Origin of the sequence: Falseniella ignava (assembly GCF_002847645.1) — a bacterium.
Classification (GTDB): domain Bacteria; phylum Bacillota; class Bacilli; order Lactobacillales; family Aerococcaceae; genus Falseniella; species Falseniella ignava.
Window position 1 is genome coordinate 62,285 of the sequence record NZ_PKHE01000004.1, and the last position, 13,064, is coordinate 75,348.

Genomic DNA, 13,064 nt, shown 5'->3' on the forward strand with positions numbered 1-13,064 from the left:
ATTTTCCTCCTTTTATATTATTCTCCAGAAGCTTCGGTTTCAATTTTTTGAACCATACCATCTTCCGTTGTAAAGATTGAGATTGATTGTCCTTCTTCTAAAAATGGTAAGAAATCTGCCAACTTAATATTCGCTTTATAGATTTTTCCATCGATTGTGAAGTAATACATCGTATTACCATCGACAACAGCCGCTTGAATCGATTGAATTAGACCCTCAACATGATTGAGGTCTCCATCTTCAAATTCAATTTCTTCAACCTCAATCGAATTTTCTAGAGCATAGGTTTGCATAAGCTTGTTAACAGAAGATTCAACATAAACTTTCTGATAATTTTGCGCATCAATCAAGGCATAGGCTTTGATTAAACCAGATTGATCTTTCAAAGTTAAGATATATAGTGGTCGTCCCTCGATATTAATTAGCAGTGGGAATGTAGCCTTATACTCTTTCTCTTGAACGCTACCTTCTGCGGAGTCCATTGTAGAGAACTCTTCCGCAGCACTCAGAGGATAGAAGGTTGCATCTTTCGTTCGTAAATTCACCAACATAAAGCCAATATTGGAGTCATCTGCAACGACTGACGTAATTCCGGTATATAAGTATAAGTCATCATCCATTGGCAAATAATTATATCCTTCAGTCGGTTCGGTAACACCATTTTGTGCAAAATAATAGTTAAAGAATCCATTACTATAGTGTCCACGCATCGTTAATTGATGAATAATTAAATTCGCAGGATAGACTCGGTCAATCCAAGTAGGAATGGATTCCAACGGATAGTGTTGTGTCTCCCCTGTCATTGCGTTCACGGTTATCACACCGGTAACTTCAGGTTCACGTAAGAAGAAATTCCGACCATAAGTTGAAGCGATATAATACGGTGTTCCTTCATCATCCACCTCAAAAGCTGGTGCATTAAATAAAGTAAATGGATAATTAAAACGAAGGTGACGCAAAACATTTCGATTCAATAATTCAGAATAACTATAGCGAATCGGTTGTTCCGGTGTTTTAAGTTGGACCTCCCCCGTCACATTATCAATTTGTAAGTAATGAGGAATTCCTTTCTTAAAATTATTTACCCAACGGAAAAATCCAGCATATTCTAGTGGGGTCACTCGATAAGGATGCGAATTGATATTGATTTGGGTGTAGTCAGGTGAAGGAACAAATTGAGAAACAAGCTCTGTTAAGTTACCTAGCTGACGATTCCCTAAACGAACTGCTGTATCTCGGTCTACCAATGGAATTTGTGACACATCTGTTTCTGGGAAATCTTCCGCAAAATCTTCCTGATGTACGTCAATCATATTCGCGTATTTATTCGACATGAAAAATGGCGAAAAGATTAAATTACTGACAATACCGACCACTAAAATAATCGGCCACGGTAAAATTAATAAACGATACTTCCAGGATAACTGCTTAAATGCTTGTCTATATTGTCCCCAGGAAGCTTTTTTAACAACTTGAAGTGAATCATTTAATAATTCAATGACTAGAATACCCGCTGTTATAATCAGTAAGAACATCCAAAATGCCATCGATGCATAATGGATTGGAGGTAAGACAATATAATAGTATAGTAAAATACCTAGGATAAATGGAATATAAAGCCAACGTGCATTGAATCTCATCGAACGCTGTGCCGGTTTAAAGATTGAAGCGCGAGTAACGTCTTTCATAATCATTATCTCCTTTCATTCGTTAGTATCATTTTATTATACATTTGTATCACTGTCAATATCATCATGCAAAAAAACATCTCAAGTCGCTAGAAATAGCTGCTCGAGATGTTTAATTTTTAAAGATATTGTCTTAAAATTTGTTCTAAACGAGCTTGATCGTGATAACCGACCAACGTTTCAACAACTTCATCATCTTTTTTTACAATCATCGTTGGAATTGACATAATGCCAAATTGTTGTGCTGTCTTGACTTCTTCATCCACATTCATTTTGTAGAATTCAACTTCGCCCTCCATTGCTTGGCTTAATGTTTCAATAACAGGTGATTGCATGCGACATGGTCCGCACCATGGCGCCCAGAAGTCGACTAATACAACCCCTGATTTAGTAAGTTCATTAAATTGTTCATCACGTATGTCTTGTACCATTGTTTTCTCTCCTTTCTGAATAACCATATTATAACAGACACAAGGCAATAATCTTCTCAATATGCTTAACCCTTAAAATAGACAATAGTAGAGCCATCGCCACCTGCGTTAGGAGGAGAATATTCAAAGCGTTCCACTTGTGGATGATTAGCTAATGCTTGTTGGACACCCTTGCGTAATGCGCCGGTCCCTTTGCCATGGATAATTGTCACCATCGGATGGTTGGATAATAACGCCTGATCTAAATACTGGCTTAATCTTCTCAACGCAGCATCAAACCGTTCACCTCTTAAATCAAGTGAGGTGCTTACTTTAGAACCAGCATGTCGTTGAACGTTCAGTCTTCTTTGAGGTTCGACAGATTCGAGAAGTTTTACTTCAGAAGCTGCTACTTTCATCTTCATTACGCCCATTTGTACAATGTATTCTTTAGATGATGGAATCTCAACGATTGTCCCGCGCTGTTGATATGCCAAAACTTCAACTTCGTCTCCTACTTCAATTCGTTGTGGCTTTTTGGCACGTTGCAAGACTTTATTTTTCTTCAAACGTTCTGGTTCCGTTAAGTCACCGAGACGTTTTTTATTTTCGATAAACGTATGTTCTTTAATAGGTTGCTGACTTGATTGTTCGAGCTGTAAATCTCGAATATCTGAAATAATCTTTTCTGCTTCTTCTTTTTTTGCTTCTATATATTGATTGGCTTCACGTTTCGCTTGTGCCATCAAATCTTCTTTAGCATTCAACCACTGTTGGTATTCATTCTTCAGACGATCAAGTAAGGTCTGTGCATCATCGAGGTAACGTTGCGTTTGTTGATGTTCTTCTTCCATCTCGCGACGCTCTTGATCTAGCTGCATTACCATGTCGTTCAACTGCTGGCTTTCTTGTTGGACTCCCGATTGAGCTTTTTCAATAATATCCGAGCGCAAGCCTAAGCGTTTTGAAATTTCTAAGGCATTACTGCGCCCTGGGATGCCAATTAATAAGCGATAGGTAGGTGATAGTGTCTGATCATTGAATTCCATACTAGCATTTTGAGTATTTGCGGCGTGATTCGCATATACTTTGAGCTCAGGGTAGTGAGTGGTTGCAAGTACAATCGAACCTACGGATTGGAAGTAATCCAATATGGCCATCGCGAGCGCCGCTCCTTCTTGCGGATCCGTTCCTGAACCTAGTTCATCAAGCAAAATCAATGACTGATAGGTAGCTCGTTGAATGATGGAGACAATATTTGTCATGTGACTAGAGAAAGTACTCAAGTTTTGTTCAATCGATTGTTCATCACCAATATCCGCATAAACTTGATCGAAAATGCCGATTTGACTTGCCTCTTCTGCCGGTATATAGAGTCCCGACTGTCCCATAATCTGCAGCATACCGAATGTTTTCAGTAAGATTGTCTTACCCCCTGTATTAGGTCCGGTAATAATCAATGACTGATAATCACCACCGATTAAAATATCATTCGCTACAATTTGCTTTGGATCGATTAATGGATGACGCGCTTGCCAAATTCGTACTTCTCGTTCTGGCGATAGTGTTGGCTTCGTCCCTTCGATTGCCAGAGAATATTCCGCCCTTGCTTGCACATAATCAAGGTATCCCAGTGCGTAATAATTTTGATTGATTTCTGATAAATAAGGCAATAACTGCTCTGTTACTTCATCTAGAATGCGGTCAACTTCAACCTTTTCTTCACTACGTAGGGCAGCTAATTGATTGTTCAAATTAGTGACACTTTGTGGCTCAATAAATAAGGTTTGCCCGGTACTACTCTGGTCATAGACAGTCCCCTTAATTTGAGCACGGTAATCCGTTTTAACTGGAATGACATAGCGTTGATTACGAATTGTAATCAATGTATCAGATAATAGGTTGGCTTTTGATTTGATGATCGTATTTAAGGTTTCACGGATCGATTGTTCGGTACGAAGCTGCGCGCGGCGAATGCGATTCAATTCAGAACTCGCTGTGTCTAAAATGATTCCATCCGAATCAACCGTTTGATCAATTCGTTGTTCAATTTCTGGTAAACTGACCATTTTTTGTATCCATTCATTTAACTGAGGGAAAATTTGATTATTCTCTTCTAACTGCGAAAAAAATCGAACTAGTTGCGAAGTCGTACTTAACAACTTACCTAGTTCAGCAAGTTCTTTCCCGTTAAGTCGGGCCCCGATTTCAACACGTTTGATGGATTCACGAACATTGGAAATACGGGGAATCGGTAGCGTAGCTGGTAGCGAAAGAATTCGTACAGCTTCTTCGGTCTCATCTAATAAGCGTTGAATGGTTGCCTGTTTAGTTTGGGGAAGTTGTTTGATAACAAACTGATGCCCCATTTCCGTTTGTACGCGCTCGATGAGGTGTTGTTTAATTTTATGGTATTCTAGCGTCTTTAATATTTTTTGATCGAACACTATTGCCCTCCTCTCTGACAGATTAATCGTAATCTAAGATAATGGGTTCACAGATAACCACATTTGTGCTGCAAAATCAGATAGTAATGGTGTATTAGCGACAATACCATAGGCTAAAGGATTATTCACAAATTGTTGTTGAATAAATTCAACTGGAATAAGAGATAACGCAAATAAAATAATAAAAACAATAATATAAGCAATAATCAAATTGATGATACCCCCACCGATCCGATTAATATGATGCAAAACATCATAGTACATCAATCGGTTAAAGAAGAGTGACACATAATTGGTCACTAACCAACCGATAAGTCCGATTAACATAAAGGTCAAGACACGATAAAATGCCGTATCCAACATAAAACTAATGGCTTCATCGTAGATAGCCAATTGTGTATCGGGTTGAATGGATGGAAATGGAATAATCATCTCAATCCATTTCGATAAGGGTTCAAAAAATTGCGTTGCCAATATAAAGGTAATGATATAGCCTAAAAAGCGGATTGCTTGCATAATGAGTCCTCGACGCCATCCCATATAAAAACTTAATACAAAAATTAATAATATAACAATTGTAAGCATGTTGCACCTCGATTTGAATTTTTATTTGAAATTCATGCCGTTTTGAGATTTGATGGCCTGAATCTCTTCTTCAAGTTGTTTAATACGATTTTCACGACTTAAACTATCTGAAATAGCATTAATTGCCATAAGAATACAGCGGTCCGTCGTATCTAATGTCGGATCAATATGATGTAATTGTTCAAGTTGTGTTTTCAATAGATCAATCACTACATCCATATGTTGAGCACTTTTCTCACCTGTGATAACATAGTCTTTACCATTAATGGTGGTTCTAAAACGTTTGTGCAAAATCCTCACCTACTCTAACTTTAATACCTTTATTTTACCAAAAAAACAGCCTGCGTGCCAAAAAACTATTAAAGGAGCATATTCAATGAAACAACACACTTTAAAAATGACCCCGTCACAACTCCAACAACTCAAACAATACTATCAACCTCATCTTACATCATCGGTTCCTTACAGTGTATTTCGAGCGGTGCACCAACAAACAACCATTACAGCCTATGCAAGTGGCAAAGTGCTGTTCCAAGGAAATCATACGCTCAATGAACTACAACAACTGAGCCAACAGTTCGATTGGATTACTCCGCCTCAAGCTTGTACGAAGACGACACCCAATACTCAAACGCGTTCTGTTTCAACCATGGTTAGCCAACAATATTGTGTCATCGGTAGCGATGAAGTTGGGAACGGTAGTTATTTCGGATCATTAGTAGTTGCCAGTGTCTATTTACGTCCGGAAGATATCGATTGGGTCAAAGCTCTCAAAGTCAATGATTCCAAAAAGTTAACGGACCCACAAATTGAAGCCATCGCACCCAAACTTATGGAGCGTTTATTCTATAATGTCATTGAAGTATCCCCTAAACAATATAACAAAGTCATGGGTATCAAATATAATGCCGTCAGCCTGAAAGTCATGATGCACTATACAAATTGCCAACAGCTTCTTCAAAAAATTGAAAATCAGCCGGTCGAACGAATTATTATCGACCAATTTACCACGCCTAAAAATTTCTATCATTATTTAACAGGTCGAGAAACTATCGATCGATCGCTGATTCTCTTTAAAACACAAGCAGAGTCCCAATATCTATCCGTCGCTTGTGCTTCGATTATTGCGCGTCATTTATTCTTAGAATCGCTAAGAAGATTCGGCGCGCCGTATCAATGCACACTCCCTTCCGGAGCTGGGACACAGGTCGATCAAGTAGGACGTGAATTAACACAAAAATATGGAGCTGCCATCTTAGATGAGATAGCCAAGCTCCATTTCCGCAACACTGAAAAAATATTAAATTAACGCAACTGGATGTCGTCTAATTGAAGTAGCGCAGATTCAATGCGTTGCATTGCCTGATCCACATCTTCATCGGACATCGTTTGATCTGGATTTTGGAAGATTAAACGATAAGCTAATGAAATATGGTCGCTATCGATTGCCTCACCTTGATAGTAATCAAATAAGGTGACCGACTCTAAATATTCAAAGCCACTCGCATAAATTGTATCGACAATTTGCTGGTGGTTTTGTGTTTTAGAGACCAGTAATGCGATATCACGCATTGAGGCTGGATATTTTGGTATCGCTTGTTGGCTGCGTTCCGGCAACGCAACTGGGTACACTCGATCAAGATAAATCTCAGCAAAATATGTGTGTGAATGAATATCATAATCACGACACAGTGTCGGATGAATCTGACCAATGATTCCAATCACTTGGTCGCCAAGTTTAATTTGAGCTGAGCGACCTGGATGAAGTTCTTCGATACTTTCTACCTTTTCCCACTGGATTAAGGATTGGATTTGTAGCTGCTCAAAGTATGTCTCTAACATCCCTTTTAGATCATAGAAGTCATAATAACGAGCTTTTTGTGACCAACTATCCACTTGAGCGTGACCGGATAAAATAATGCCTAATCGATCGACTTCTTCAGGCATTTTACGGGCATCTGCGTGTCCTTGGAAGACACGTCCTAACTCAAATAATGCCAAGTCATCATTACGACGCGCTTGATTATATTGTGTAATTTCAAGTAAGGCTGGTAGGAGACTTTGACGTAATACTGAGCGTTCCTCACTAAGTGGTAGTGCCAGCTGGATTAATGGGGTATTAGGATTTGCCAATAACTGAGCGTGCTTCGATGATTGTAAACTATAACTAATCACTTCATGCAGTCCTAGCCCTTCCATCACTCGTCGTGTCGTGCGACGCATCAATTGTTGAGGCTTCAAGCCAGATAGTGGTGACTGAATTTGCGGTAAAGTATTCGGTATATGATCATAACCATAAATCCGAGCAATTTCCTCAATCACATCGGGTTCAATTTGAATATCCCAACGTCTTGGCGGTACTTGAACATCGAACGTTTCCCCATTTAAAGTGATGGTAAATCCTAAACGTTGAATAATTTCTTCTAATTCTGAATCAGTCAGTTCAATCCCAATTTGTCGTTCGATTGCGTCACGGCGAACGGTCACCGTAACCGGTTCAGCTTGCACACTCGTTTGGGCTAAATAACCTGGAATTGCTGTACCACCGGCAAGTTGTTGCATTAGCTCCACTGCATAATCACCTGAAGCATTAACCGTTTGTTTATTCAAACCTTTCTCGAAACGTTGACTAGATTCTGATCTTAACCCTAAACGTTTAGACGTTAAGCGAACCGCTTGTGGATTAAAGATGGCGGTCTCAAGTAAGACATTTTTCGTTGATTCGGTTACTTCGGTATCATAACCACCCATCACTCCGGCTAAAGCAATTGGACGGTCTCCGTCACAAATAACGCCATCTCCTTCAACAAGCGAGCGTTCTACTTGATCAAGTGTCAACAGTTTCTCACCATCTTTGGCATAACGAACTTCAATGGTATCACTTGTCAACTTGTCATAATCAAATGCATGCATCGGTTGTCCGTATAACAGTAATAAGTAATTAGTAATATCGACAATATTATTTACGGGACGAATCCCTGATTTCATCAAGCGCATTTGCATCCAAATCGGACTTTCTGCCACTTTCACATTTTGAATTAAACGTAACTGGTACTGCTCGCTTACATTGGCATCTACCTTAAGCTCTTTCAAATCTGCTAAAGTTTCAACTTGTGTTAATTCTGTCGAGACACTTTGGATTTTTGGCGTCTGACTTAAAATTGCTCCTACTTCATAGGCATTACCTAGCACACTTAATGCATCCGCACGGTTGGGCGTTAAGCTTAATTCAAAAATCGGATTATTTAATTTTAGATAAGTAATAATATCTTCACCGACTGGCGCATCTTCAGGTAATAACACAATGCCATCACTATATTTTTTTGGTATGACATTGGATTTAAAGCCTAACTCTTCATAAGAGCAAAGCATTCCTGATGAAGGAATATTACGAATTTCAGTTTGTTGAATTTCGCCCATTGGTAATACTGCCCCTGGTAAAGCACAAATTACTTTAGCACCTTGAACAATATTCGGTGCGCCACAGACAATTTGTAATACTTGGTCGTCTCCAACTTTTACTTGGGCAATATTAAGCTTATCTGCTTCTGGATGTGGCTCTAAATGTTCGACAAAGCCAACCACAAGATGACTTAAGGTTTTGCCGTAATTTTCTACGCCTTCAATTTCAATCCCGGTACGTGAAATTCGTTCAGCTAACTGTTCACTATCAACATGAGATAATTCTAAAAAATCGGATAACCATTCTAAGCTAAGATACATTATAAGGTCCCTCCTTTAAATTGATTTAAGAAGCGTAAATCATTTTGATAAAAATGACGAATATCATCAATATTGTATTTCAACATCGCTACCCGTTCAATTCCAAGTCCAAAAGCAAATCCGCTATAACGTTGACTATCAACACCTGACATCTCGAGTACATTTGGATGAACCATTCCAGCGCCTAATATTTCAATCCAACCGGTTTGCTTACAGACATTACATCCTTTACCTCCACATTTGAAGCAGTTCACGTCCACTTCAACAGACGGTTCAGTAAACGGGAAATAACTTGGACGGAGACGAATTTCGCGGTCTTGGCCAAACATTTTTTTAGAAAATGCGAGTAAGGTCCCTTTTAAATCAGCTAAGGTTACTTCAGATGCAATAACGAGTCCCTCAATCTGTTGGAATTGATGTGAGTGCGTCGCATCATCATCATCTCGGCGGTAGACTTTCCCCGGACTAATCATCATTAATGGACCGTTTTTTTCAAAATCATGTTGCTCCATCGTTCGTGCTTGAACAGGTGATGTATGCGTACGTAAGAGTAATTCATCGTTAATATAAAACGTATCTTGCATATCACGGGCAGGATGATTCTTCGGTAAATTCATCTTCTCAAAGTTATACAAATCTTGTTCGACTTCAAATCCGTCAATCACTTGATATCCTAAGCCAATAAAGAAATCTTCAATCTCCATTAAAGTTTGACTTAATATATGGGCTGTGCCGAAAGGTTTAGAGTAGCCCGGTAAAGTAATATCAATTGATTCACTCATCAATTGTTGATTCAGTTCTTTTTCTTTTATTTGGGATAATTGTGTTTGGAAAACTTCATTAAATGATTGGTTAAAAGATGAGATTGCTTTACCTAGCTTTGGTTTATCGTCATTGGATAAATCCTTCATCTTTTGTGTATAAGCTTGTAGTGCACCTTTCTTACCAGTATATTGAATACGTATTGCTTCAAGCTGTGATGATTCTTCTGCTTGTTGGATGGCAGCAACCGCTTCTTGACTCAGTTGGTCTATCTCTTGTACTAATTGTTCAATCATGGCCAATCCTCCTAATTTTTCTAATAAAATATAAAAAGTAGCGCATCCCAAAAAGGGACGCGCTACCGTGGTACCACCCTTATTCCCATTCTATGAAAATAACATAGACTGGGCTCTCAATCTGTAACCGTGATCAGCGGAATCTTTTTCAAATCAAAATTGATTCTTAACAGATTAACTCGGAAATTGAAATTAAAGTGCGACTTATATTATTTAGTTTCAGCCTTGCTAAATATCTCTGTGGTTGGCGTACTTTAGTGATTTCGTCATCGTTGTTATCTAACTATAGCATGTTTATGAATTAAACGCATCGATAAATAGATTAAATAATCGCTTTAGCAGCATAACGCTTCATTTGGCGGTAGAAACGATATTGGTTCAAGTAATAACTTATTTTGTGAGAACAATAATGTGATCCTTCCGCAATACTACACCGCTTATCCATCAGGGTGACTAACCAGCTTTCGATATAGCGTGGGATGTCTAACGTCGCACCAAACATATGTTTCAAAATAATGTCTTGTTCAACATCTGATAGTTCTGTAATCTTTAAAGCATTCTCTAAAGCAATTCTCGGATGTTCATAATTATGTCCACGTGGGCCAGCAGTATGCTTATCGATTGATTCGTAAAAGAATAAATCATGTAATAAACCCGCTCGTGCGACAGCACGTGCATTTAAGCCCAAACGCTTTGCCCAACGATAACTACGATAGGATACACCAATCGAATGCGCTAAACGCGTCGTAATATGATGATGAGTGTAGTTTGCTAATCGTTGAACATCCGAATGATCCATTAAGTCATGTACCATCTCAAGATATTCTAGATCGTGAATCCAATCTTTTAACAAATAACCTTCTCCTCTATTTATGAACTTTAATGTTTATTATACGCTACTTATATGCGAAAACCTATGAATTTTTTATTAAGCTTTGATGATTATTTCGGACAATTTGCTTGAAATAAGAGAATTGCGGTTGCAATCGCAACATTTAATGATTCAGCCTGTCCTTGCATTGGAATATAGGTAACTTGGTCGCACATCCCTAGTAACTTAGGGGCTACTCCCTGCCCTTCATTACCCATCAGCCAAGCACAAGGGTTTTGTGTATCTAAGTCATAATAAGGGACAGCTGAAGAATCTAATCCCGTCCCATAAACTTGGATGTCGTGTTGCTGTAATAATGGAATAGCTTCTTCCAGGCTCAAATTTACTATCGGAAGATGCCATAATGAGCCTTGAGTCGATCGGATGACTTTATCATTATAGAGATCGACACATCCTTCTCCCAATATGATCGCATCAATCCCAGCTGCATCCGCTGTACGAATCATTGTCCCTAAATTTCCCGGATCTTGAATTCGGTCTACGAGTAAATACTTATTCCCATCAATGAGCGGTAGGTTCTGATCATTCGCCACCTCAATCACTGCAAAAATGCCTTGCGGAGAAGGTGTTTGAGCCAGCTGACTTGCTAATGAATCGGCAATCAGCACCGGTGTAAAGCACTGGTCATGCGTTTGCAGATGGTCCCATTGTTCCGCATAGTAACTTTCTGTCATGATTAAACTATCCATCGCTACTTGATGTTTTAGTGCTTCCTCCACTAAATGAGTGCCTTCGACGAGATACTTTTGTTGTTTTCGTCTTTCTTTCGAGGTAGCTAGTTTTCGCCAAGACCGTAGTTTAGCATTATTGGCTGAGCGAATGACTTCGATTGACATTTTAACGGGTTAAGCGATAAATTGCTTCAGCATAAATTGCAGTACATCTTAATAAATCACTGACGCTAAAGAATTCATTCGCTTGGTGCATTGTGTCTGTAGAGTCTGGGAATAGCGCGCCATACGCCACACCACGTGGCATTAAGCGTCCATATGTGCCGCCTCCAATGGTTTTTTCATAACCTTTTTCACCTGTTTGGTTTTCGTATACTTGTAATAATGTTTCAACCATTGGGTCATCTGCTGGAACATAATGAGGTTCTTTCGCTTCGCCCATTTCAATCGATAGAGAATATTCTGTCAGTGCTTTTTTCATTCCTTCATGAATACGTTCTGGATTTGTTCCTTCTGGATAACGGAAGTTAACATTGATATCCATCCCTTTTCGGTCTTGATAATTAACAACACCGACGTTCATACTTAATTCACCCATCACATCATGCGTATGGTTAACACCAATACCTGAACCGTCAAATCCTTCATATAGTTGATGTGACAGCATTTGAACCAAATGGTTCGCATCTTGTTGGTCGAAAGTATAGTTCACTAAAAATTGTGATAAATGAGTAGCTGCATTCACTCCTACATGTGGCGTAGAACCATGAGCAGCTTTACCTACTAAATGGAACGTAATTTGGTCACTCTCAATTTCATAAGAACCTTTTAAGTGATTTGGATGTTCTTTGACAAAAGAATCAAATGCTTCTGCCAATGTTTCTAAATCAGCTCCTTGAACAACCGCATCACAATCTTGCGGAACCATATTCGCACGTAATCCCGCATTTAATGAAACTAGGTGATAATCGCCCTCTACCTTCGTTTGATCTGATTGTGTAATTATCGCTGAAACATTTCCTTTTTCACCGTTAATAATTGGGAAATTCCCATCCGGAGAGAAACCAAAATCTGGCATTTCAGCTTCTGCAAAGTAATGATCCATACATTGCCAACCAGACTCTTCGTCGGTTCCGATAATTAAGTGAATTCGCTTATTAAATTTAACACCTAATTCGAGCAATAGTTTAATCGCATGATATGCCGCAATGGTAGGCCCTTTATCATCGCTTGATCCTCGAGCATAGATTTTTTCATCGATAATTTGTGGTTCAAACGGATCGGTCTCCCAACCTGTTCCAACCGGAACTACATCTAAATGTCCTAAGATCCCTAATAATTCTTCACCTTCACCGAACTCTACACGTCCAGCCCATGGGCCATATTGCTTGGTCGTAAAACCATCTTCTTTAGCCATCGCCATAAAATCTTCAAGTGCTGCTTTAGGACCTGGGCCAACCGGCGCATCTTCTGTCGCTTTATCATCTTCTCGAACTGACGGAATTCTTAATTGACGGAATAGATCTTCAAGAATTGATTCTTTACGTTTAGTAACCTCTTCTAACCATTGAATGTTTTCCATTGTGCTCC

The 13,064-nt window shown here is 39.0% G+C and carries 11 protein-coding genes; 1 reads left to right on the forward strand and 10 read right to left on the reverse strand.

Features of this window, described 5'->3' with window-relative positions; all coding sequences use genetic code 11:
* Positions 1–17 precede the first annotated feature (17 nt).
* The 5 genes from CYJ57_RS02510 to zapA form a co-directional block, all read right to left on the reverse strand.
* Entirely contained in the window at positions 18–1,688 is a 1,671-nt protein-coding gene (locus CYJ57_RS02510; protein WP_101953944.1) for a hypothetical protein, read from the reverse strand.
* Between the two features lie 119 nt (positions 1,689–1,807).
* On the reverse strand, positions 1,808–2,119 hold the full coding sequence (gene trxA / locus CYJ57_RS02515) for a thioredoxin (protein WP_006701430.1): 312 nt from the start codon (positions 2,117–2,119) through the stop codon (positions 1,808–1,810).
* 65 nt (positions 2,120–2,184) lie between these two features.
* Entirely contained in the window at positions 2,185–4,545 is a 2,361-nt protein-coding gene (locus CYJ57_RS02520) for an endonuclease MutS2 (RefSeq protein WP_101953945.1), read from the reverse strand.
* Between the two features lie 33 nt (positions 4,546–4,578).
* A complete protein-coding gene (locus CYJ57_RS02525) occupies positions 4,579–5,130 on the reverse strand; it encodes a CvpA family protein (RefSeq protein WP_006701432.1) in 552 nt (183 codons plus the stop codon).
* A 21-nt stretch (positions 5,131–5,151) separates the two neighbouring features.
* A complete protein-coding gene (gene zapA / locus CYJ57_RS02530) occupies positions 5,152–5,421 on the reverse strand; it encodes a cell division protein ZapA (RefSeq protein ID WP_006701433.1) in 270 nt (89 codons plus the stop codon).
* A gap of 85 nt (positions 5,422–5,506) precedes the next feature.
* Between zapA and rnhC the strand changes: the two genes are divergently transcribed.
* Complete coding sequence (gene rnhC / locus CYJ57_RS02535; protein WP_180764358.1) at positions 5,507–6,439, forward strand: ribonuclease HIII; 933 nt, start codon at positions 5,507–5,509, stop codon at positions 6,437–6,439.
* Here rnhC and pheT read toward each other — a convergent pair.
* The 5 genes from pheT to pepV all read right to left on the reverse strand — a co-directional run bounded on the left by pheT (position 6,436) and on the right by pepV (position 13,056).
* Positions 6,436–8,853, reverse strand: a complete 2,418-nt coding sequence (gene pheT / locus CYJ57_RS02540) for a phenylalanine--tRNA ligase subunit beta (protein WP_101953947.1) — start codon at positions 8,851–8,853, stop codon at positions 6,436–6,438. The two genes, rnhC and pheT, sit on opposite strands and share 4 nt — an antisense overlap.
* A complete protein-coding gene (pheS, locus tag CYJ57_RS02545) occupies positions 8,853–9,911 on the reverse strand; it encodes a phenylalanine--tRNA ligase subunit alpha (protein ID WP_006701436.1) in 1,059 nt (352 codons plus the stop codon). The genes pheT and pheS overlap by 1 nt, the downstream gene beginning before the upstream one ends.
* A gap of 322 nt (positions 9,912–10,233) precedes the next feature.
* Positions 10,234–10,764, reverse strand: coding sequence for an HD domain-containing protein (locus tag CYJ57_RS02550; protein ID WP_006701437.1), 531 nt, complete (start codon positions 10,762–10,764; stop codon positions 10,234–10,236).
* A gap of 89 nt (positions 10,765–10,853) precedes the next feature.
* Complete coding sequence (locus CYJ57_RS02555) at positions 10,854–11,639, reverse strand: TrmH family RNA methyltransferase (RefSeq protein WP_101953948.1); 786 nt, start codon at positions 11,637–11,639, stop codon at positions 10,854–10,856.
* A 1-nt stretch (position 11,640) separates the two neighbouring features.
* The gene (gene pepV / locus CYJ57_RS02560) at positions 11,641–13,056 is read right to left on the reverse strand and encodes a dipeptidase PepV (protein WP_101953949.1); all 1,416 of its coding nucleotides are present in this window, start codon (positions 13,054–13,056) and stop codon (positions 11,641–11,643) included.
* Positions 13,057–13,064 lie beyond the last annotated feature (8 nt).